The 22,305-nt window shown below is 39.4% G+C and carries 18 protein-coding genes; 5 read left to right on the plus strand and 13 right to left on the minus strand.

What is annotated here, in order from left to right; translation table 11 throughout:
* Positions 1-29 precede the first annotated feature (29 nt).
* Positions 30-713, plus strand: coding sequence for a hypothetical protein (locus AC2TFD_RS28345; protein ID WP_484674482.1), 684 nt, complete (start codon positions 30-32; stop codon positions 711-713).
* Here AC2TFD_RS28345 and AC2TFD_RS28350 read toward each other — a convergent pair.
* Genes AC2TFD_RS28350 through AC2TFD_RS28370 form a run of 5 tightly spaced genes read right to left on the minus strand, consistent with a single transcriptional unit; the run spans position 710 to position 8,844 of the window.
* Positions 710-5,257 (minus strand): WD40 domain-containing protein, encoded by a 4,548-nt coding sequence (locus tag AC2TFD_RS28350; protein WP_484674483.1) that lies wholly within the window; start codon positions 5,255-5,257, stop codon positions 710-712. The genes AC2TFD_RS28345 and AC2TFD_RS28350 overlap by 4 nt on opposite strands.
* Positions 5,241-5,783 (minus strand): hypothetical protein, encoded by a 543-nt coding sequence (locus AC2TFD_RS28355; protein WP_484674484.1) that lies wholly within the window; start codon positions 5,781-5,783, stop codon positions 5,241-5,243. Before AC2TFD_RS28355 ends, AC2TFD_RS28350 begins: the two co-directional genes overlap by 17 nt.
* A gap of 15 nt (positions 5,784-5,798) precedes the next feature.
* Positions 5,799-6,560, minus strand: coding sequence for an ankyrin repeat domain-containing protein (locus tag AC2TFD_RS28360; protein WP_484674485.1), 762 nt, complete (start codon positions 6,558-6,560; stop codon positions 5,799-5,801).
* A gap of 2 nt (positions 6,561-6,562) precedes the next feature.
* Entirely contained in the window at positions 6,563-7,945 is a 1,383-nt protein-coding gene (locus AC2TFD_RS28365) for a hypothetical protein (RefSeq protein ID WP_484674486.1), read from the minus strand.
* A 29-nt stretch (positions 7,946-7,974) separates the two neighbouring features.
* The gene (locus tag AC2TFD_RS28370; protein WP_484674487.1) at positions 7,975-8,844 is read right to left on the minus strand and encodes a hypothetical protein; all 870 of its coding nucleotides are present in this window, start codon (positions 8,842-8,844) and stop codon (positions 7,975-7,977) included.
* 228 nt (positions 8,845-9,072) lie between these two features.
* Here AC2TFD_RS28370 and AC2TFD_RS28375 point away from each other — a divergent pair, with 228 nt between their 5' ends.
* Positions 9,073-10,254, plus strand: a complete 1,182-nt coding sequence (locus AC2TFD_RS28375) for a hypothetical protein (RefSeq protein WP_484674488.1) — start codon at positions 9,073-9,075, stop codon at positions 10,252-10,254.
* A 12-nt stretch (positions 10,255-10,266) separates the two neighbouring features.
* Positions 10,267-11,409 carry a hypothetical protein gene (locus AC2TFD_RS28380; protein WP_484674489.1) on the plus strand — a complete coding sequence of 381 codons (1,143 nt, stop codon included), beginning with the start codon at positions 10,267-10,269 and terminating at the stop codon, positions 11,407-11,409.
* An 866-nt stretch (positions 11,410-12,275) separates the two neighbouring features.
* Here AC2TFD_RS28380 and AC2TFD_RS28385 read toward each other — a convergent pair.
* The gene (locus AC2TFD_RS28385; protein ID WP_335512974.1) at positions 12,276-12,581 is read right to left on the minus strand and encodes a hypothetical protein; all 306 of its coding nucleotides are present in this window, start codon (positions 12,579-12,581) and stop codon (positions 12,276-12,278) included.
* 121 nt (positions 12,582-12,702) lie between these two features.
* On the opposite strand from AC2TFD_RS28385, the gene AC2TFD_RS28390 reads away from it, so the two are divergent.
* Entirely contained in the window at positions 12,703-12,846 is a 144-nt protein-coding gene (locus tag AC2TFD_RS28390; protein WP_335512972.1) for a hypothetical protein, read from the plus strand.
* On the opposite strand, the gene AC2TFD_RS28395 is transcribed toward AC2TFD_RS28390, so the two are convergent.
* The 3 genes from AC2TFD_RS28395 to AC2TFD_RS28405 all read right to left on the minus strand — a co-directional run bounded on the left by AC2TFD_RS28395 (position 12,843) and on the right by AC2TFD_RS28405 (position 15,176).
* Entirely contained in the window at positions 12,843-13,007 is a 165-nt protein-coding gene (locus AC2TFD_RS28395) for a hypothetical protein (RefSeq protein WP_335512970.1), read from the minus strand. The genes AC2TFD_RS28390 and AC2TFD_RS28395 overlap by 4 nt on opposite strands.
* A gap of 259 nt (positions 13,008-13,266) precedes the next feature.
* Positions 13,267-14,064: a DUF2935 domain-containing protein gene (locus AC2TFD_RS28400; RefSeq protein WP_484674490.1), complete on the minus strand. Its 798-nt coding sequence runs from the start codon at positions 14,062-14,064 to the stop codon at positions 13,267-13,269.
* Positions 14,065-14,516: 452 nt separating this feature from the next.
* The gene (locus AC2TFD_RS28405) at positions 14,517-15,176 is read right to left on the minus strand and encodes a DUF3267 domain-containing protein (RefSeq protein ID WP_484674491.1); all 660 of its coding nucleotides are present in this window, start codon (positions 15,174-15,176) and stop codon (positions 14,517-14,519) included.
* Between the two features lie 345 nt (positions 15,177-15,521).
* On the opposite strand from AC2TFD_RS28405, the gene AC2TFD_RS28410 reads away from it, so the two are divergent.
* Positions 15,522-16,379, plus strand: coding sequence for a DUF2935 domain-containing protein (locus AC2TFD_RS28410; RefSeq protein ID WP_484674492.1), 858 nt, complete (start codon positions 15,522-15,524; stop codon positions 16,377-16,379).
* A gap of 397 nt (positions 16,380-16,776) precedes the next feature.
* Here AC2TFD_RS28410 and AC2TFD_RS28415 read toward each other — a convergent pair whose 3' ends face one another.
* The 4 genes from AC2TFD_RS28415 to AC2TFD_RS28430 form a co-directional block, all read right to left on the minus strand.
* Positions 16,777-18,165 carry a sugar porter family MFS transporter gene (locus AC2TFD_RS28415; RefSeq protein ID WP_335509995.1) on the minus strand — a complete coding sequence of 463 codons (1,389 nt, stop codon included), beginning with the start codon at positions 18,163-18,165 and terminating at the stop codon, positions 16,777-16,779.
* A 186-nt stretch (positions 18,166-18,351) separates the two neighbouring features.
* Positions 18,352-19,776, minus strand: a complete 1,425-nt coding sequence (araA, locus tag AC2TFD_RS28420) for an L-arabinose isomerase (protein WP_484674493.1) — start codon at positions 19,774-19,776, stop codon at positions 18,352-18,354.
* 51 nt (positions 19,777-19,827) lie between these two features.
* Positions 19,828-20,523, minus strand: a complete 696-nt coding sequence (locus tag AC2TFD_RS28425; protein ID WP_335509992.1) for an L-ribulose-5-phosphate 4-epimerase — start codon at positions 20,521-20,523, stop codon at positions 19,828-19,830.
* Positions 20,517-22,154: a xylulokinase gene (locus AC2TFD_RS28430; protein WP_335509990.1), complete on the minus strand. Its 1,638-nt coding sequence runs from the start codon at positions 22,152-22,154 to the stop codon at positions 20,517-20,519. The genes AC2TFD_RS28425 and AC2TFD_RS28430 overlap by 7 nt, the downstream gene beginning before the upstream one ends.
* Positions 22,155-22,305 lie beyond the last annotated feature (151 nt).

Consider the following 22,305-nt stretch of genomic DNA (forward strand, 5'->3'; position numbering starts at 1 on the left):
TGGTAGATTATCATTTTTGGGGTGGACTTATGTACCTTTTCAACTATTATTTCCGTTTTATAAATATTCTGGTGTTAACCTTTGTTGTAGCATTCCCCATTTTCGGGTTTGCGCTCTTCCTATTTTTTGAGCCTCAGACAGAATATCAGTTATATTTTGAAGGAAAATTCCTGGCTTTCTTTACGGTTTTTATCATTTGCTTATTTATCAGCCGGCTTCTTAATAATTTACGGCATGAAAAAGCACCTAGTAACATCATACATATTCTTTGGATTGGTCTATTAACCATGCTTCTTATTTTTTCAAGTCTGTTCGGCTTGATGATGATGAAGCAATATTTCACAGCGTTCCAAGATGACCTTCCCGTTCAAACGAAAAGTACGTTGGCACAGGTCATTCCCATCGAAGAGGAATTATTCGGACCGATTGACAACAGTTTAGTTGGTCAGATTCCTTACAATGCACGCGGTAACATGCACCGATATGGGATTCAACTCATTGATACCAATCATCAGGTCTACCAAACCGCCTACTTTGATTCATTAGATGACTATACCTTTACACTTGAAAAATTAAGAGGCGAGGTCGGCAATACCCTTATCATTGACCTGCTGCCAAAATCAAAACGAATTGTTACCATTGAGGTTCCAACTGAATCTGGGCCATTCTATGAAAATGAATTCCTATCAAAAGGAGAAGAAGGGAGCTTTTAACTGGCCCCTTCTTTTTTTTGTGGAAAGTGGTATTCCTTCCTTTTCATCGTATTTCCTTCAATTGTCTGTAATTTCTCCCCATTCCAGTACAAACCAATCATCGGTTCATTGGTATAAAAAAGCGCTGTTTCTTTTCCTTCTGTAAGCATGAAAACCTTTAACCAGTTGCCCAGCCCCACAGCTAGATAGTTCCCCGTTTCATCCCAGGCTAGCAGGGAATTCGCACCCAATACTTGGCCAAACCGCTGAATCCTTTGTAGGTTTGCTTGCTCAACTTCTTGCTTGGCCATGTCTTCTAAACTAGCTATCTTCTCATGCGGCAACAACATAATATCATGTAAATAGTCAGCAAGCGCATGTGATACACCTGTTGGGAAGCAATCAAGCTGATGGACAACTTGCTTCGATTGGACCTGAACAACAATGAATTCAAACCGCATCCCTAAAAAAGCAATTTGTTTGCTATCATGGCTCCATTCATGGTTTTCCACCAATTGGTTTAAGCTTCCCTTGGCGATTAATTTTTCGTTTATTTTTCCCTTTTTTGTACCCGCAATCTGATAAACAAAAAATTGATTGCCAATGCAAATAGACAAGTATTGACTATCCGGACTCCACTTCATAAGAATTTGCCCCTCACTTTCAGGGCCTGCATCCAGCATCCAGCTCTTCCCATCATTTGTATTCAGATCGATCAAATCTATCAGCCCGTCGGCGTGTACAATACAAATCACTTGTCCGTTCGTTGACCACCGTGCCGTAATGATTTCACTGCTTGATGTAAACGTCTTTTTTACATAACCGCTCCGAATATTCATGATCCACACTTGATCATTTGTCCCGAACGCTGCCAATTTTTCATCCGCTGATAGGTGACAAAACCGGATGTTCCCTGATTTAAACGGCTGATATTGAATGATAGAGTCCTCTTTGAGATTATGAATCTGCATGTATTGACCTAGATGCCCTGTCGCTAAATAAGATTTTGATGAAGACAGCGAACTAGAAATGATCAACGAATCGATAAATTGGGTATTCACTTGTTTGGCAGCAAAGATGTCTTCTACCTGTTTGGATAGGGCTTTTCTCCGTGGTATGAGTACATCAAAGGCTCCAGCCAATCTGTTCAGCCAGTCTGCATAATGGGCAAACACCCATAATGGATGGGTATAGGCCCAATCAACCTGATCACCATTGCTGCTTTTGGCATCCAGCTGGCGGAAATCCCATATCGTTACCTTTCCGTCAACGGTAATCGTAGCAAGGAGCCCGTCCTTAAAATCGATTGTCAGCAAGGTTTCGGAAGCTGGCAAGGCAAGCCGCAGCCTGCCATGTCCAGATTTTCCCTCCCAAACAAAGATTTCGCCTTTATCTAAAACTGATAGAATATTCGTTTGATAAAAATAATGCCGGCCGATTTCCAAACCAATGGTACTATCTTCCCTTACGCCACGTTCAATATTCCAAACCATGATTCCAGTGCTTTCACTTGTCCATAAGAATCCCTCATCGTCATAGTACATGTAATGATAGAGAGAGGTATCTGGCATGAGTTGATATTTCGAGCGCAGCACTTTCTTTTCGGCCTGGTTTTGAACATCCCAGATCACAATTTTCCGATAATCTGAACTAAACTTTCCCTGATACCAGATCGCGAGTTCTTCTCCATTACGTCTCCAAGCCAATTGAAGAACAGCCTGATCGATGGGCTTACAAGTAACTTTCTCTTGGGATGGCAGATGGATGATTTCAACTATCCCACTCTCTGTGCCAACGGCTAGGTCTTCACCATTCGGCCTCCAAGCTAGATTTAAGATGGTCTCTTCTACCTGTGTCTCGTAAACAAACGTAAAAGTAGATGATTCCAAGATACTCAGTTTATGGTTACTGGCAAGCGTTAGGAGTTCCTCCTCCTCCGAAAAAACAACGTGTTTAATCGTACCAATTCCCGGATAATGCTGATTGATTTCTTCGCCTGTATAGATATCCCAAATTTTAATAACGTCGTCATGAATGGTTAATAATTGCCTGCCATTTGGATGCCATTTACAAAAAGATAAATCAATATCTGGCAATTGAAAGGTATGTTGATAATAATCTAAATCAAGATCCTGACCTTGATTGGAAAGAAGATATGGGATACTTTTCTCTTCATACCAGCGTTTTGCCTCACGAAATACCTTTGAACCTTCAGGCATTCTGATCGCAAATGGTAAAATTTGCTCTGGGAACTGCAAAAGTAAACTATGGCGAATTTGACAAAAACGTGAAAAATCATCTGCATACTGTGTGGAATGCCTGGAACCTTCCTGCAAGTCTTTCAGATTTTCATAGTCTCGCAGTAAATCATGAGAAAGTTTTGTTTGTATCTTTGACTGGAGGAAGTTGAAATCTGTTAACAGGCTCTCCATCTGTCGATCATATCCGGACTGATACAATTGGAGTGGAAGTTCGAATGCCTTGCGATGATTCGGAATCTGACTTTCATCTCCATCCAAAAAATTCTGCTTATCCTGAAAATAGTCGGCGATTTTTTTATGAAAATCTTGCTTTAAATAGGTCTCTTTAATTTTCCGGCCAATTTGACGGTGGTAAAAGCTATAGATATAGGAACCATTCTCATTTCTCTCCATCAAATAGGGCTCAAGATCATTAAACAAGCGCGCCCAAATGACTACGGGCAAGTTTTTCCCGAGATACTCATGCTTAGCCTTACTATAAAAATCTTCCATTACATCATTGTTTTCCGATAACAATGCAAGTAACTCAGCCTCTTCCAAGCCGTTCCTTGAGGCTGCCAAAAGGCCGAACACATGGTTGATTAAGACAGATCCATGGTTCGATGGATGGGACAATCGCTCAAAAAACTGCTCTAATATTCCATCAATGCTAGGGAGAAGAGGTCGCGTCTCTTGAAAGGAGGTCCATAATTTCACCTCTTCAAATGCAAGCTTTAAATATAGAGGCAAGGGGCTCTTTTCAAACGACTGCAGCACAAGTTCCTCCTGTTCAGGCTGTAACGTTCGTTGCTCTTGATTTAGCCAATAACCCAGCAGCTCCCTCCCTTCATGCCTGCTCATAGGTACAATCTCAATGAAATGGTTGTCCGAAAAGGTTCTGGTCATAGAGGTATAGAAACTGCTATCCTTTGCTACGGTTCCAATGATAGTTACGTACTTAGGTAACTCCTTTACAAACAAAGAGGACAAAATTCGCCGGTCCTGTAATTGGTCTAGCCCATCCATCACAATCACGATTGGCTCTTCAAACGAAGCATTTTTGAATATGGAAAGCAGCTCATCTTCTAACTCATCAATGGTACGCATTTCAAAAATTTCTACTGCACGTTCTGGCTGCAGCTCAACCAAGATGGATTGCAGCAATTCAAAGGAATTTAATCCAAAAGAGGATGCGCCAATATAACGCTGTACAAGGTGTACCATCGATCCGTTCTCTTTTAAATGATTTGAAAGGGCGGCTGCAAAAGCAGTCTTACCAACGCCAGACTCTCCGGAAATGATTACAGGATTCAACGGTTGCTCCAGTTTTTGTTCGACCTGCATGAGCTGTTCTTCCCTGCCTATAAAGAATTGGGAATGAGTTTTCGAAAACTGCTCATGAATTTCCTTCTCTTTCATCGCGACGGGAAGTTCCAAAATTTCTTGACATTCTCTTCTAATGACACTTTCTAATTTGGCAAGCACATCTTGATAAAAGTCCGGTAAGTAACTCACATCTATATCATCACCAGCCCAATTAACACGATGGGAACGAATATTTTCTGTTGGCAGGAACCCTTCAATGTCTTGCTTTAGCCTAGCCAGACGCTCCTGGTTCACCTCATCAACACTGCCTTTTTCTGTGTAATCAATGAAATCCCGTGCATGAGAGGTTTGCGGTGGATGGGTAAATTCACGAAAAAACGCAAATACGTGGTCGGCGGCATCTTCTTGCTTAAAGGCCCCTTCCCGAATCTCGTGCTCAGTTGCCGACAACAAATAGTGATCTTTTTGTTCCGTTGAGAACGGAAGCTGCTGAACGGTTTCATCAAAGATGGACCGCAGCCTGCCCTCAATTTCCTCCCAAACCTCCGCCTCTTCAAATTTCCCCGTACGAGGCAACAAACGGTAAGCAGATGGCAATTGATTACAATCCTCCTGATACCACTCTTGTAACAGGGTATAACCAGACACATCATGGTTCTTCAGCCACTCCAAAATCATTTCAAACTCATGCTTCTCAATCTTATTGGGAATGGGCCGCCAGCCGTAGCGGTTACCTAAGAGAATTAAAAAATTGGGCTTAGGAAAAAGCTCCTTACAACGGCGGAGCTCATTGATACAAATATCCATTGTGCGATGGTCAAGCTGAGCCTCTGTAGGAACACCCCAGCGCAGGTCAATCGCCTGAAACTTTGTTCCATACTGTTCACATAATTCCTTCAGGCGCGGAAAAACATATCGTTGCAATGCAGTTCGCTCGTGCTTTAAATCGGTGAAAGTAGAGCTGACAAATAAGCGAAATATTTTACTTGACCTTGGCATACCCTACCCCTCCTCGCATAAAGCCTAATTTTTGGGCAAATAAGATCCAACTGAGGTGACTCAACAGCATGGAGCCATTACTGATTAACAGTAATAATCCTAGCGGCGGGAACGAAGGATGAAGATGCGTTGACAGCCGATGATTCCACCAAGGATCAAGGACCATAACAAAAACACCAGCTAAGAGTAGGACAGTTGGTGTAATGACTAGGCAGACATTAAGCCCTTTTGTCTGACCAGAAAGACTTGTTGGCACAATCCCAAGTATCAGTGCAGCTAACATACACAACACGGGAAGTGACCATGGAAATGGAACTGATCCATAGAATGCTTTAAACATGACGATGGCCGCACCTGCAAAAAAAACCGTATGGGTCAAAGGAATAAACATGCTATAAACCAGGATGTAAAAATAGGATAAAATGCCTTTATTTTTTCGAAAGAAATAGCGTTCAAAGCAGACAAGGCAGATGAAAAAAAACACTAGATAAAGAATGATAACCGATATCGTTAACATGAATGCCATATTCTGTACCTCTTCTTAATTAAATTCCCTTAGCTGTGCTTGGATAAATATAGCAGCGCGAGCTAAATTATTGTTCTTCTTATTTGAACTTGAAAATAGGAAGTCGGCACCACGGTACTTCTCAAGGATGAACATGACAGACTCCCCTTGGTAATTTTCAAGATGCGGATCTAAACCAAATTCAATCATTTCAAGGGTAGGGGTCTTAATACTGGAATGATGAGAATCACAGATATTGTCCTCTAAACAATACAACAATGAGTGCAACGGAGTATTTCCGTTATTATCTTGACTGTTCGGATCCATCCCTTGTTGCAGCAATTCCGTTACCAGCCATCCCTGCTCTCCTACAAAAGCTAAATGAAGCAAGGTACGCCCCTCATCATCAACTTGATTTTTACTGTCAGGAGAGGCTTGATAGAATACTTTCGTTACCCCATCATTTCCTTCAAACAACGCCTCCTGCAGAGGGGTTTTATTCCTCGCTCCCCCCTTTTCCGTTAACAACTTTTTCGTATCAAGCTCCAGTAAAAGTTCAGCCATTTCAGCGGTACCGTACTTGGCTGTATAATGGAGAATATTTGCTCCGCGCGCGTCTCTTTCATGAAGCAATGACGAATCTTGAGCGAGTTCCTGCACTTTATTCAGATCCTGATAATAGACAGCCCTCATTAAATCATTTTGTTCATAGGTATTTTCATCACTTTTATAGACACTAAAACTTGAACAGCCTGTTAACATTAGCAGCATTAGCACACCAATGGCTAACCTCGACATCATCATCCCTCCTGTCTGTGCCGGATTTTCCACATATAAATAGCACCCCCGACAATGGAACAACAACTGCCAATGAAAAACGTATGCAGAAGCACAGGAATTTCCTCTACCTTAATTTTCATTTCAATATAATCATGTGCATAGGTGAAGACCTGGCTTGAAACGTAAAGATCATAATTAAATAAATACATAACCATTGTGATCAGAGCAGCAAGGCTGCTTGCAAAAACAATCAATTCATTCATCGGGTTGCTGTGTGTATATTTTGCAATCAAATATCCTTTGCGGACACAGATCGAAAAGAAATAGAGTATCAGCAGGTAAAACACTAATTTCAGGAACAGCGTATTGTCAACGTATGTAAAAATTTCAACCATCCCATCAAAGGTACGCTCGTTTTCTAAATAAACACCATTTGATAAAGAATAGGTTAGGAACTCCTGCACCCCTGACTCATCTGAAATGATATTCAACGAGCTAAATAGAAGAACTCCTAGGAACAAAGGCGCAAATAATAATCCAAAGTATAGCGAACTTTCATCGATTTCATCCATATTTACACCAATTAGTGCACCCATAAACAAAACAAGATACGTCAAAACCACCATTTGGCCTGCTACGTTCACGGCTTCGGAAAATGGATTTACATCATAACTGATTCCCTTTTTCCATTTTCGCTCCTGTTTCAGTATAGGAAGATATAAAAACAGTACACTCGTAATAAATGAAAATGCAACAATCGCAGCAAATGAATAGGTAAATTGGTATTCAGCCCCTTGAAACGCGGATGGCGCTGTTTGACGGCTAAACAGTCCCATTCCTGCTAGTAAAAGGGAATGGACGAGACTTGTTAAAAAAATAAATAACCGATTTGTCTTTTTATCTTGATCCAGCCATTTTTTACAAAGATGATACGTGAGATAAAGCACAGCAAATGGAATAATAAGGAGGAACCCAACACCTAATTGATAGTTTATGAATAAGTTGCTTATCTCGCTTCCCTTTTCAAACATTTCTCCTTGTGGAGTACTTTGCAGCATAATGGAACCAAATTGCTGATAGAAAGCCAAGAAAATATGATTCCAGTCAAGTCCTTCAATCATCGTCTGAAGTTCCTTCCCATCGTTTGGAAGGACATCAGCAGGCATTTCGCTATATAAAGCTTGCATGAAAGGTAATAGCGGCTTTTTTAACAAGAAGGAAAGAGCCCCCATCACAATAAAAGCCCCTACTCCTGCGAAAGCAGCGACCGTAACGGTTCTACGCAGGGTAATGGGTTGTGGTACATCTTCACTTTCTGCCTGCCCGTTAAGTACCTTCGTTTGAGCCTCTTGCTCATGATCATGAGTCTCAATTTCCTCAAACTGAATGTTTAACTTTTCCATAGTCTAAATCCTTTCTAAAAATGAACACTTTATTTGGATTTTAAAATTAATTTATCATATTTACCTTTGACATAGTTCTCAATCGTCACTGGCAGCTTACCACGATAATCCGGGTGGCTGCTATAATAATTCAAGTGGATTTCATTCTCATTTGGCAGATGGGATACGGCTGCCCACATATAGGTATCATTGTACATAATAATTCCATAGTTGATGGATGCTAAGCCGCGAATGGAACCAGTTTTCACTGTCGCACCAAAAGGATCCAAATTTTTTTCGTCGTATATATACATGAGGTTTTCCGTAAAGAGAGAATAATCTTCCCCTACTAACTCTCGAAATCTTGCATCTTCATCCGCTGAAGCAAACACACTTCCTACTAAAGACTTTTGAACAGGTTTAGTTTCGCCCTGTTTATATTCACCAGTAAAAACCACACCCATTCCTGCCCAGTTATAACAGGATTGAGTCACCTTTTCAATTTCAATCTCATTATGCTTGTTCGTAAACCAAACGGTACATTCTTCTTCCTCCGTTCCGTAATCTTCCGAAAGCATGCCAGTAGCCCGTTCACCATAAATCGTTGCCGTTCCCGCCAATTCCCCAATATTAACTCCGCTAAGGCTTGTTAAACTGAAAGAAAAGTCTGTGGCTGTTTCGTCTGTTATCGTTAACGTCCCCGGAGAGGATTGACTATTCCGGCTCCATTCTCCTTCCCATGACATGGTGGAAGTTCCTTGGTTTGCTGATTCTTCAAGATTAGGAGATTGCTCGGTTGAAGCGGGAAGATAGATGACAGTAGGAGCAATATTCGTTGCACGTACGAGTAGATATGAACTTATTGCTAGAAAGAAGATCATTACGCCTAATAGACTGATTGTTATCGCTCTGTATTTCATCCGCTCATTTCCTCCGACAAATTCTAGTGAATTTCCGCCTTAAGCACCATATTATAACATTATTTTGGTAAATTGTGACGAAACTTGAAGAGAACTGTCTAATTCAAACGATTCGAATCATGATTCTCTTCCTTTTTTTAGTCATCAACCACTCTTTTTATCTAGTCTTTCTTACCTATACCTGTTAAGATGTTTTCTAGAATATTTTTACAAAGGGGTATAACTAAAATGAGAAAAGGAATGAACTTCATCTTATTCGTTTTCCTCCTGTTACTGTCCGCTTGTGGTAGTAATGATGTGATTATTAAGGAACAAACCGAAGAAAAACAGCTTCAAAAGAAGTCTGCAAGTAAGTTTAAGGATGCGTCTTTTTTGCGTGACCCGACAAAAATCTATACATATGAATTTAGTGATGACACTTTTATAGTTGAAACTATTGAAAGAGACAACGAGAATGAGCAAATTTGGAATCAGTCCATGGGAGATGGATCAACGAAACAAACCATTATGATGGAGGAAAAAGATGGTTTGATGATAGGAGATGCACAAAGTAAATCTCCTGCCTTGCGGTATCCAATTGAGCTCGGTCAAACGTGGCAGCAATGCAATGAAGAGAATGAGTGTATTAGCTATGAGATTGTAACCTTAATAGATTACTATACTACTTCGGCTGGTAAATTTACGGATGTGGCCATGGTTGAATCAAGCGATGGACGTACTGCTTATTTTGCAAAAGAGGTTGGACTCATTTATATAGAGGATCAAAATAAAGATGCCCTTGTCGAACTAATAGGACTTCAAGAGTTTAATAGTGATCATACATCAGGGAAAGAGGCAGTCTACCATTGGGAAGAAGTGGTAGACACTGCTGGCGGGAAGCACCGGGTTGACATCGTTCCAATTGAAGACAAAAGCTATCCTTCGGGCATGACTTGGGCAGGTGCGAATGAGTTTGATTTAATTCGTGAAGGGTCCTATGAGTTCCGTGTCGATGATATCACGCAATCTGAAAAGATTGACGATTGGCTTTTCAACATGGAACAAAATAGCGGAAGAATCATCGGAACCAAACCAAATATTATTGTTGTCCAACAAACAGAATCTTCGAATTCAAACTATAGTAAATTATTCTATATCCATGATGAAAAAATGGTTGAAGTAAAAGACACAGCTGGCCGCAGCAGCGGATTTTTTTACAGTGGTGACCGTGTATATCCACTCAGCGAAGATACATTTCTTACCGCTTGGTACAATAATGCCGAAGTCGAGACCTATTATGAACTGTATACCTATAAAATTACTGACCTCGCTGCAGGAACGACCGAACTGATAAAAGAAGATAAAGTTCTTCTCGAAGAATCCGAGGCCTATTTCCAACAATTTGAAGAAAATTCGGCACCAGCCAATTAAGGAGATATTGGAATGATGAAAAAAATCGTAAAGCTGCTATTTCCCTTATTAGCATTGGCCTGCATGGGTGGTGCAACATACGGGGCTTATGAATTTTTCACGAGCAAAACAGTAGAAGGAACCATAACAGAAACTCCTGAAGAAAACCAAGACAAGCAAGGGGATCCTTCTTCAACCGAGGCACTCTTAACTGATCCTGAAATCCGCTCTGTAATGGAACAATATTTTGAATGGGTGGAAACAAGCTACACCTTTCTATCAGAACGACTTCAATATGATGCAACCCTTATCAATATATATAACCGGGAATATGAGGAGAAAATTTCTACTCTCGTATCAAGAAACTATATGAACGAGCATAAGGATTTTCTCGAAACCATTATCGCCACAAGTGGGGAAGGGATGCCACATCCAAATTATGATACAAGATTTGAGGTAATGGAAAACACACCAACAAAAGTAAGTGTTAAATCACTCGTGGAACCGTTCATCTACGGCGCAGATTATAATGAATTTGCGGATAATTTTTATATCACAGCTGTTAAGGAGAACGGTCAATGGTTAATTGATAAAGTCACCCTAACCTCAGCTCCAGAAGAAGCTGTTAACTTTACGGAGGAAGAAATCAAAAAATTGATTCAAGCGAATGGCTTAACGTACCTAGGGGATATTACCCTGAACGCAACAATCGGTCACGATCAATCCATGAATGAGATTATAAGCGAAACAAAGGTCTATTTAGTAGAAGGTGAATTTACAGATGGCGTAGATGGACTTACCGCTGCAAGCGGAAATGTAATCTACGACATACCAGCAGATTTGGTACCTACGCCTGAAACAAGTGAAAATGAAGAGGTAACCGGCCCGCTTGTGCTAGAATATGCCTTCCATGAAGATGGAACCATCACTGCCTCTTATAAGGAAGGAGCCACGATTTCATTGAAGGTAGGGGAAGAAATTCTCATCCAACGAACAGATTCTTTGGATGAAAATGAGTTTTATGATGAACTCATGATTAGCTCCGGTCCAATCGATTGGAACACGGCTAAGCAAACAACCATTATTGGTGTTCAACCAGGAATATCTGAACTCAACATTTTACCCTTTGATGATTGGGACCAAGCCTACACGATCAACTTTCAAGTAACTGAATAGATAGTGGAAAATCATCCGTTATTGCAAAGACATAACAGTCAGATAGAAGTTTTTAAGGAAGAAATTAATTAAATAGAAAACCGGAGGGACGGTTCTCATGGTTAGATTTTGGGTTACCATTTCCTACTTGAAAGGCCATCAGAACCGTCCCCTTGGTCTTAAATAGTAAGGTTCGCACTGTTATCGTTTTCTAAAACAGTGCCGGATCCTTACTGCAATCAAAAGGGCTTAGAGGAAAATTTCCTCTAAGCCCTTCCACTAAGTACTTGAGACGAGAGATGTTATTTACCTTAATTGTAGGAATGATGCTTTCCTAATACCCTTTATTTAAACAGTTTTTGGTTTCCCTTTTTACTAGATTCTCTTTTCGACAAATTCCTTTACTCCCAAGGTGGAAAAACTCAGGTTTAACAGCAAGTAAAGCTATTTTAATCAATCGATTGATTAACACGAATTCAACTAATTAAACGTTTGATTAAATTGTGCATAAGCCCTCTTATCATCAAACTTTTGCCTGCTTTCATGAAAATTAATTTTCGTATAATGGCTATGACTTTTAGGAATTATCTTCAAAACAGACAATAGAAACTAACAAAATACATATTTTTGCAATAATAAACACGATGGATCACCAACTAATCGATTGGTTAGTTTGAGTATAAATCCAGTAACCTCAAGGTTTTATTAAAATAACAAGTACGAGAATTGTCAATAAAAAGCCACCAGAACCGTCCCCATGGCCTCATGCATCACTCTAGATCATCTATAACATCAAACATAAAATAAAAGGCATGAGTCCGGTTCAATACCGAATTCATGCCCAAGAAGCTGCCTAAATTTCGAAAAACCGAGGAGTGACAGGCATCTCACAAGCTCATATACCCAAGCATTTCAGCAAAGGGCAAAATAGAAAGGAAGAAAAATAACAAAAATAGACTTAGGCCAATTAAAAATGTCCTCTTATTCATGCGGTGTCTGTTGAATAAAATAACGGCAATCCAAATAGGAAACGCGATGACTATATTCAACACACTGACCCATATACTGATCCCAACAAAGTAGATATTGATATCATGTTCGCTCCGCCCTCCGTTAACCATAAAATGGAGGACCATCATTACACTAAGAAACAACAGCAGGATTAAATGATAAGCAAGCCAGGCTTTTTTCATGATTACCTCATCATAATAATTATTTTATTACCTCTTACCTTACATTAAACTAATTTAACGTATTTATGGGAATAATTTCACCATTGAGAAAACCGGAGGGAAAACCGGAGGGACGGTTCTCATGGTTAGATTTTGGGTTACCATTTCCTACTTGAAAGGCCAACAGAACCGTCCCCATGGTCCTTCTCAAGACGAAAAAAATACCGCCATTGCGGTATTAGCTTTTCTAATTTCAAAATTGTTAGTGGAGCTATTGTTAAACTAATCGACACTATTATTTTTTTTTATTTCGTCGCGTATTTCCTTTAGATATTCATTTCTTTGTTTCATTAACTTTAAGATAGTAATTACAACATAAATAGCAAACACAAGAATTCCTAAATATAATAAGATAGGAATAAGTCCTAAAAAAGCCATCATTTCCATATGTTAATCCTCCAAAACTATGTTTCAACTTATATTACCATATTATTCCACGAATTCCTCGTTAATTTAAATTTATATAAAACAACAAAGTTAACGAAAACAGTCTGTCGTTAAAAGAATGACCCGGGGTCGGTTCTCATAATTCGATTATGGTTAGGTATCTCACAAATCTCAAAATCGTTCAACGATCACAACGACACATTGTGTGAGGGCTGACACCACCAATTAAAAAGCCATTAGAACCGTCCCCATGGTCCTGTTATTCCATTAGTCGAGGTTTAGCAGGATTACAGTTTGGCGGTTCAATATCTGCACTTTCTGCTAATTTCATTAAATAATAACATTCTTCTCGATACATATGATCTGCCATTAAAGGCGCAAAAGTTCCTAATGCTTGCTTACTTAGTTTTAGTTCTTCCAGTTCAGATAAGAAATTTTGAAATAGCTTAATTTCTAACTCAGCGTCCTTAGTCATTTTTTTCAAAGCTGGAAAGGCAGTCAAATTGGTTCTTAAATATCCTGCTAGCTCTACCGCTTTTAGGTAAAAACCTTCAAAGTCCTTTTTAAATGTGTTACTTTTCTCTCTTAATTTCTTTTCAACACCATCTAAATTGGAGGATATCGCTTCGGAATGTCCCGCAGCATCCAATAACCATAAAAGATGATGATGGAGTTCATGGTAAACAGGAGGGTCTTGCCCCGCCATTAAATGTTTTAAAATTCTTAAATATTCCTCTAATTCATTTACCATATGGTTAAAAAAAGTAGGTGAAAGGTGAATCTTAATTTTTCCGACAAGGTGCTTTCTTAGTAATTCTAATTTAAATTCTCGTAATTTTAGTACCTCTTCTTCTGCTTGAGCGGTTAATTGCATCAATTCAGAGGAATTTGATTGATCTAAAAGTGTATCAAATGTATGAATAAAATTAGCGGCCTGCTCAATCTCAGCTTTTTGAACAGGAGCAAGAGCTTCATAAATAAACCTAGAATGATCACCTAAAATCTGCAGCCAAAATCGGTGTTCAAATCTTGCATTCCTTTCAAATCTTTCATTCATGTTGGTTCCTCCTAGGAAAAAAATATCCACACAAATTGATATATATTCCCGTAAAGTGCTCTTATGCCAGGGGTATGCCAGGGGGACGGTTCTCCTGGTTTAGAAAAAGGTGCCTGTCACCGGATGTGTCCTTTCGTCAACACATCGGTGACAGGCACCTTTTTGGTTCTATATCTGAAAAATCTTATGGATGAGATTAAAATATTAATAGTCTCAGTGTAACGGGTTCTCTTAATGAGAGTAATTGAATTTAATAAGATGGTAACGATTAGTAGAACCATTCTTACAAATACCACTGCACCCGTTGTGTCCATAAGAGCAGACCAATCCTCGTTTTACCAGATAATGGCCATATACGATTTGGAAATATAACGAAATAACACAAGCACTGATACTCATTATAGAAAGTGCAATCCAATTCTTGTGGGCATGCCTTTTATATATTCATTGTTTCAGACCTCTTTATTCATAACGATATTATTTTCATCAGCAACCTGACCGTTACTTCTTTGTTTCCAATAAGTATTTGTTCCATTATTTTTTAGAATTGCATGGTGCGGAACCTGTTTAACTATAAGAAGGAGATTAAGGAGATCAACAGATGATGCCATGGCATTTAGAATGATCAAAATTTTTAGTGTCGGTGTTAATAGCCCAAATGCACCTAATAGTAATGGCATAATGATTGAAATAATCATGAAAGGAGCAATGGTAATGAAGATATATCTTGATTTTGAAATCTCCTCCTCCGTTAGGACAAAACCTCCGAAAAGAGTAAGACCTATATATGTTTTTTGGGATTGAATAAAGTGAGGAATGAAAATTAAATGAAGTAATTCGTGAAGGATGATCAGTAGAACAAGCAAAAAAATAATGCTTAAGTTAATGGATATTGATATTGAATCCGATGTAAATCCAATATCGCTTAAAGCAATAGAGGAAAAGATATTTATGATCCCAATAGAGATGAATGCAGCGACAATCATGAAAGGAATTGATAACAAAATAGCACTCATTACATTCTTAGGTTCTTTCATAGGAATCCATCCACTTTTAATTAGGTCCAAATGTAAATACGGGTTACTCTTTGGCACTTTGTTTACTATTTTCATTAAAACACCCCCATACATACCTCAATTCAAGAAATTTGAAACTACCCTACCCAAAAAATTTAATGAACACGCTACATCCCTCTCTAAATATTAACATATATATCCAGTTAACTTAAAAAGTTTTGTTTCAGAATCTGGGGGGGTGCCAGGGGTGGGGGGTGCCAGGGGTGGGGGGTGCCAGGGGGACGGTTCTCATGGTTCGATTATGGGTCAGTATCACAAAAAGTCATGAGAACCGTCCCCCTGGCCTGCCCGACTTGCCCCGTATTCAATCCTAGGTATATTTAATTAACTTTGTTAATAAGCTTAGAGCAATTGGATTATTTTATTGAGGGGGTTTTAAGAATGAACGGTGAGGATCACATGTTACATGCTGATACTGGTGTTACATCTGTATTGTTTGTTGAGCGCTCTTTAAATGAAATACGTTTTTGGGCTAGGATCATGAAAGAACATTCTTTATTTCTTCGATTGGGTTTTAGAGCAGAGGATACTCAACTAATTCAAGAGGCCAATCAATTTTACCGTACATTTGAACGTATCGAACAAGCCGCACATGCATTTACTAATCAAACGGATCCAGAACAAATTAGAAGATTTAATTCAGAAGTACAACAAGCTGCAACGAATATATATGTATTTAAACGAAAAATATTAGGCTTAATTATTACATGTCAGTTGCCGGGAGCCAATAATTTTCCACTGCTAGTTGATCATACAAGCAGGGAAGCTAATTACTTTAGAAAACGACTAATTCAATTAAATGAGGGTAAATTGGATGCCCTTCCAGACGCTATTATTAAAGAAAATGTCTTCTTCTTAAGGATTATGGCTGATCATGCTAAATTTATTGGTCATTTGCTGGATCCATCCGAAAGGAAATTAATTGATATGGCACATAATTTTAGTAATGATTTTGATCAATTATTGTACCAAGCCAGAGATTTGGACTCGATGAGACCACAATCTCAAACAATTCCTCTTTTGGATCAATTTTTGGACCAAAACCGTGTATCGGTCTCATCCCTTCGAGACTTTAAGAAGACTGCACGTGATTTAATTGAGGAATGTAAAATTAAGAGTATCATTCATCCACTATTAGCAGACCATGTTTTTCGGGAAGCTGATAGGTTCCTTGAGATCATTGATATGTTTGATGCCCATCTTACTGCCGGCAGCCAACAACCTAAAAATTCATATTAAGGACTCCTTTAAGGAGCCATAGGGACGGTTCTAATGGTTCCATTTATACATAGAGGTGTCACTAACTAGTTAGGTGACACCTCTATTTACACATTCACAATCAAAAAAAGCCATCAGAACCGTCCCCATGGCCGCCCTCGGCTTCGGACAGGTACTTGCTTTTTTTTGCCCTTCCTTGTCCGAAGTTGAAACGACTTCGGACTCGTCCTTGCTTTTTAAAGTTCAGCAAACAAATGATAAATTGAAAAATGGCCGAAGTCGCAACTTCGGCCTTAAGAAAGAAATCATAGAGAAACCAACATGCTTTCATGAGCATCAGCCCTTAGAAAAATTAATCGGGCTAGAAGACTAACCATCAGTGGGGCATGGAGAACCCCCCACTGAAGGAAATTCCACTTTAAGCTGTTTTTTTGTTCGCTTGTCTATTTTCTCCGATTTTTTCAATTTCCTCCAGGGTATATCCACGGGTTTCAGGAACAAATGTCCGGATAAAGAAAACTCCTAGTAAACAAATAGCACCGAAGATTGCAAAAACAGCTTCCTGAGACATTGAAGCAGTCATAATTGGAAACATTAATCCAACTAAGAAAGAACCAATCCAGTTAAAGGATGAGGCCAATCCTGACGCACGTCCACGAATCATTAATGGGAATATTTCTCCGACAATGACCCACGTTAAAGGAGCCCATGTGAATGAATAAAAGGCTACATAGATACTTAAAAAAACAACGATCATCATTGGACTTGCATTTGGAATGACTAGATTTAAAATGGCTGGCAAAATAAAGGACAGCCCCATAACCGTTCCACCTAGAGTTAATAAAGTCCGGCGATTAAATTTATCAGCAATCAGCAGGAATAGCAATGAACCTAAAACGAGAATAATACCTTGAATAATTGGCCACATCAACGCTGAACTCGCTTCATTTCCTGTTGCTTTTTCAACTATTAAAGGAATGTAATAAAAGATTGCGTTTGCACCCTGGAATTGTTGAAAAGCAGCAACACCCACTCCGGCAATAACTAAATAACGGTATTTACCACTAAGCAGTGAACCCCATGAAACATTTTTACTTGCCAGTTTTTCCTCTTTAGCAGTGTCTTGTATTTGTTTAATTTCAGACTCAATTTCTTCTTTAGGACGAATGTAGCTCAACACTTTTCGTGCTTCATTAAGTTTATTATTTTTAATTAAAAAACGTGGTGATTCAGGTAACTTTAACACTCCAATAAATAAAATGATTGCAGGTACGGCCGCCATCGTAAGCATTAAACGCCACGCCGTTGTTACTGGTAAACCACTCAATAAAAAATCAACAATGTACGAAAGTAACATCCCGGAAACAATCATAGTTTGATTGATCCCTGACAACCGTCCGCGCAAACGTGCAGGGGCCATTTCCGACATATAGGCAGGGACCAACGCGGAAGCAGCACCAACGGCCATCCCTAAGAAAACTCGAACAACAATCAAAAAGATACTTCCATTATGAGGAGCTACCCCTGACAAAATGGACCCAATCGTAAAAATGACAGCAGAGATTAAGATCATCTTGCGCCGTCCTAGACGGTCTGATAGTTGTCCGGCCATGGCACCTCCAAAAATTGCGCCAAACATGATCGAAGAGGTAATCCAGCCAATAGCTGCAGCGCTTTCAAGCCCCCAATCTTGTTGCAGAAAAGGCAAAGCCCCCGTCATCACGCCAATATCATATCCAAACAAAATTCCGCCAAAAGCCCCGAAAAAATAAATGAAGCTACTTGAGACTTTCTTTTCATTAAGCATTAAAGTTCCCCCCTAGATGTTATAAGAATTATATCTTTTTATTTCGGTAGATTAAACGTTTTCATATTTTCCAAAAAGCTACAATCACGCTTGAGAATCCGAATGGTTCCTATTTTCATTCTTCAACTTCTGGAATACCTATCTTTTCCCTCCAAGGAAGTAGAACTTCCTCGGAGGATATAGTCATTACTTAATCACTACGTAATCCAAGTCAACAAGTTTTGCATAGGTGATAATTTGGTCTGTTGTTAAATTCAATGAAACAACTGTATGGTGACCTCCGCCATTCTCAATCCAAGCTTTCACCCCATCTTGGAAGTTAGGCTTGACTTCCCACAGTACGCGGGCGACTGGAAGGTTTGGTGCTGGAACAGTTGGCTCAAATGCAGAAACTTCATTAATTAATAGTTTGTAATGAGTACCAAAGTCCGCCATAGAAACAACAACACCGTCTCCTGCTTTACCGTCGAATACTAAACGTGCTGGGTCTTCACGGTCACCAATGCCTAATGGAGATAAAACAATCTTTGGTTTGTTACTTGCTAATGATGGGTCGACTTCAAGCATATGTGATTGAAGGATGGATTCCATGCCAGCAGCTAATTCATATGTGTAATCTTCCATAAAGCCAGTTGATTGGTTATGACTCATCACTTTCAGTAAGCGGTCGAGTGCTGCCGTCTTCCAATCCCCTTCACCGGCAAAACCATATCCATGTGCCATCAAACGTTGGACGGCTAGACCAGGTAGCTGTTTCATACCATGTAAATCTTCAAAGTTAGTTGTGAAGGCATTGTATCCGCCCTCATCAAGGAATCGTTTAATAGCGATTTCGTAGCTTGCTTGCACCTTTACGCTTTTCTCCCAATCTTCTCTACTATAGGTGCCATAGTCAAATTCATAAAGTCCTTCATATTCTGCAAATAAAGCATCAATTTCTTCATCCGTAACCGCATTTACATATTGAACAAGGTCTCCGATTCCAAAATAGTCAACTGTCCACCCAAATTGGATTTGCGCTTCAACCTTATCCCCCTCGGTCACACCAACATTACGCATATTGTCCCCAAAGCGAGCGACTTTTATATTGAAGCCTTCGTTATAAGCAACCGCTACATCCATCCATTGTGCAATTTGCTGTTGTACTCCAGGACGCTCCCAGTAACCTACGACAACTTTATTTTGCTTCTTCAAACGGGCATTGATAAAACCATATTCACGGTCACCGTGAGCGGATTGGTTTAGGTTCATAAAGTCCATATCAATTGTGTCCCATGGAATACTTTCATTGAATTGTGTAGCTAAATGAAGCAATGGTTTTTGTAATAATTTTGTTCCGCGAATCCACATTTTTGCGGGTGAGAACGTATGCATCCACGTGATAACACCAGCAACTTCATCACGATAATTGACTTCTTTCATGATGCTTGTGATTTTATCCGCAGTAACAGCTAAATCTTGCAATACAAGTGGATAAGGTAAAACACCGCTTTCATTTAAGGCATCGGTCATCGTTTGTGCGTGTGCTTTGACTTCAGCTAGCGCTTCTTCCCCGTAAAGATGTTGTGAGCCTACAACAAACCAAAATTCTCTTTTTCCTGCTGTTAACATAATCATCCTCTTTTCTTAATTTAATGGTTTGATAGATTGATAGATTTTATATTACTTTTGACCGTAATAAGCATGTTTCCCATGTTTTCGTAAATAATGTTTATCTAAAATACCTTGTGGCAATTCTTCAGCAATTGGATTTAATTCCCTTGCAAATAAATTCATTTTGCAAACTTCTTCCAACACTACACTATTCATTACCGCTGCTTTTACGTCTTTGCCCCAAGTAAATGGAGCATGACCATGAAGTAAGACACCAGGAACCGCTAAAATATCTAACCCACGCTCTTCAAATGTCTCGATGATCACATTACCCGTTTCTTTTTCGTAACCACGATCAATCTCCTCTTGTGTCAGGAAGCGGGCACATGGAACGGAACCATAGAATGTGTCTGCATGAGTAGTCCCCATTGCCGGAACATCGAGGCCTGCCTGCGCCCATATTGTTGACCAAGTTGAATGCGTGTGCACGATGCCGCCGATTTCTGGGTAATGCTTATAAAGTACGGCGTGAGTCGGTGTATCTGATGAAGGGTTTAACTCTCCTTCAACAACATTGCCATCTAAATCAACAACTACCATATCGCTAGCTTTCATTATTTCATAATCAACACCACTCGGTTTGATAACGAATAATCCACTTTCACGATCAATGGCACTTGCATTTCCCCATGTGTATTTCACAAGTCCATGTTTTGGTAAATCCAGATTTGCTTGAAATACTTCTTCCTTCAGTTGTTCTAACATGTCATTCCCTCCAGCTTTCCACTCAAAGTCAAATGATCTACAGCTGCCTTCTCAATGACTAAACCTTTTTTGTATCGTTCGATAAATTCTTCAAATCCTTCAACGTCAAATCCATCGGGAAAAATTTCTTGTCCATCAACCTCTTGAAAGACCTTTATGTCGAGAAAGTCTTCTAAACTTTCATTTTGATCTTTGTTCATCATGTAAGAAGCAAGAATAGCGATTCCCCACGCACCGCCTTCTCCAGCCGTTGACATAACTGAAACCGGAGCATTCATTGCTGCTGCAATAATTTTCTGTCCAACAACAGGAGTTTTAAATAAACCACCGTGAGCTAATATGCTATCAATTTTGATATTTTCCTTCTTTGTCAAAATATCCATTCCAATTTTCAAAGCACCAAATGCAGTAAAAAGATGAGTCCGCATGAAGTTTGCTAAATTGAAATTACTCTCAGGTGAGCGAACAAATAAAGGTCGTCCTTTTTCGAATCCTGTGATATTTTCACCTGAATAATAACCGTAGCTTAGCAAACCACCACCATCTGGGTCTGCTTCCAAAGCTTTATTAAACATCACATCGAACAATTTATTCATGTCAACCTTTTGTCCCATTGCCTCAAGAAATTCACGGAACAATCCCAGCCAAGCATTGATATCACTTGAGCAGTTATTCGCATGAACCATTGCAACTGGACTGCCGTTCGGTGTAGTGACCAAGTCAATTTCTGGATACACCTTTGAAAGTTCCTTCTCTAGTACAATCATGGCAAAAACTGAAGTTCCTACAGAGACATTTCCAGTACGTTTTCTCACACTATTCGTAGCAACCATCCCTGTTCCAGCATCACCTTCTGGCGGGCAAAGCGGAATGCCTGGTTGTAAATTTTGTGATTTATCCAGAATTTTCGCTCCGATTTCGGTTAATTCACCTGCTTTATCGCCAGAAATATAGACTTTAGGGAGAATATCCCTTAGCCCCCAAGGATAACCATTGGCTGCAATCAGTTCATCAAACTGATGGATCATCGATTCATTGTAATCTTGTGTCGTTTCATCAATTGGAAACATGCCCGAAGCATCCCCAATCCCAATTGTTTTACTCCCAGTCAGTAACCAGTGAATATATCCAGCCAATGTAGTAATAAAATCTATACGAGGTAAATGGTTCTCTTCATTTAGTATTGCTTGATAAAGATGAGCAATACTCCACCGTTCAGGGATATTGAATTGGAATTTATCTGTTAATTCCTTTGCTGCAACACTGGTTGTTGCATTACGCCAAGTCCGAAACGGAACAAGCAGCTCACCAGTTTTGTCAAAAGCCATATACCCGTGCATCATTGCAGAAAATCCAATAGAACCAATTGTTCGAATTGTGATTCCATAATTCTGCTCAACTTCTTGCTTCATTTCACTATAAGCTGTTTGAAGACCTGTGATAACATCCACCAAGTTGTACGTCCAAATTCCGTTTTCTAAACGGTTTTCCCACTCATAACTTCCAGCTGCAATAGTTTCAAAACTGTTATCAATCAGCACTGCTTTTATACGAGTTGATCCGAATTCGATTCCAAGTGAAGTTTCTCCCTTAGCAATCGCTTGTTTAATATTTCCTCGATTCGTTTTCACGTTAATCCCCCTCTCAGATAGCGATTTCAAAATATCTTATGAAGAAAAGGTGGCGCTTTCCTTTTCACTAAATTTCATTTACAAGCTTAGTATATTTTTTGTCCGTACATTTGTCAACATCAAAATTATATGTACATACAAATATTAGAAT

Source organism: Neobacillus sp. plas4 (genome assembly GCF_057221695.1).

What these genes read in the sequence shown, in the direction of transcription:
- AC2TFD_RS28345 (WP_484674482.1), top strand. Translation starts at nt 30, where the DNA reads ATGTACCTTTTCAACTATTATTTCCGTTTTATAAATATTCTGGTGTTA.
- AC2TFD_RS28350 (WP_484674483.1), bottom strand. Translation starts at nt 5,257, where the DNA reads ATGCCAAGGTCAAGTAAAATATTTCGCTTATTTGTCAGCTCTACTTTC.
- AC2TFD_RS28355 (WP_484674484.1), bottom strand. Translation starts at nt 5,783, where the DNA reads ATGGCATTCATGTTAACGATATCGGTTATCATTCTTTATCTAGTGTTT.
- AC2TFD_RS28360 (WP_484674485.1), bottom strand. Translation starts at nt 6,560, where the DNA reads ATGTCGAGGTTAGCCATTGGTGTGCTAATGCTGCTAATGTTAACAGGC.
- AC2TFD_RS28365 (WP_484674486.1), bottom strand. Translation starts at nt 7,945, where the DNA reads ATGGAAAAGTTAAACATTCAGTTTGAGGAAATTGAGACTCATGATCAT.
- AC2TFD_RS28370 (WP_484674487.1), bottom strand. Translation starts at nt 8,844, where the DNA reads ATGAAATACAGAGCGATAACAATCAGTCTATTAGGCGTAATGATCTTC.
- AC2TFD_RS28375 (WP_484674488.1), top strand. Translation starts at nt 9,073, where the DNA reads ATGAGAAAAGGAATGAACTTCATCTTATTCGTTTTCCTCCTGTTACTG.
- AC2TFD_RS28380 (WP_484674489.1), top strand. Translation starts at nt 10,267, where the DNA reads ATGATGAAAAAAATCGTAAAGCTGCTATTTCCCTTATTAGCATTGGCC.
- AC2TFD_RS28385 (WP_335512974.1), bottom strand. Translation starts at nt 12,581, where the DNA reads ATGAAAAAAGCCTGGCTTGCTTATCATTTAATCCTGCTGTTGTTTCTT.
- AC2TFD_RS28390 (WP_335512972.1), top strand. Translation starts at nt 12,703, where the DNA reads ATGGTTAGATTTTGGGTTACCATTTCCTACTTGAAAGGCCAACAGAAC.
- AC2TFD_RS28395 (WP_335512970.1), bottom strand. Translation starts at nt 13,007, where the DNA reads ATGGAAATGATGGCTTTTTTAGGACTTATTCCTATCTTATTATATTTA.
- AC2TFD_RS28400 (WP_484674490.1), bottom strand. Translation starts at nt 14,064, where the DNA reads ATGAATGAAAGATTTGAAAGGAATGCAAGATTTGAACACCGATTTTGG.
- AC2TFD_RS28405 (WP_484674491.1), bottom strand. Translation starts at nt 15,176, where the DNA reads ATGAAAATAGTAAACAAAGTGCCAAAGAGTAACCCGTATTTACATTTG.
- AC2TFD_RS28410 (WP_484674492.1), top strand. Translation starts at nt 15,522, where the DNA reads ATGAACGGTGAGGATCACATGTTACATGCTGATACTGGTGTTACATCT.
- AC2TFD_RS28415 (WP_335509995.1), bottom strand. Translation starts at nt 18,165, where the DNA reads ATGCTTAATGAAAAGAAAGTCTCAAGTAGCTTCATTTATTTTTTCGGG.
- araA (WP_484674493.1), bottom strand. Translation starts at nt 19,776, where the DNA reads ATGTTAACAGCAGGAAAAAGAGAATTTTGGTTTGTTGTAGGCTCACAA.
- AC2TFD_RS28425 (WP_335509992.1), bottom strand. Translation starts at nt 20,523, where the DNA reads ATGTTAGAACAACTGAAGGAAGAAGTATTTCAAGCAAATCTGGATTTA.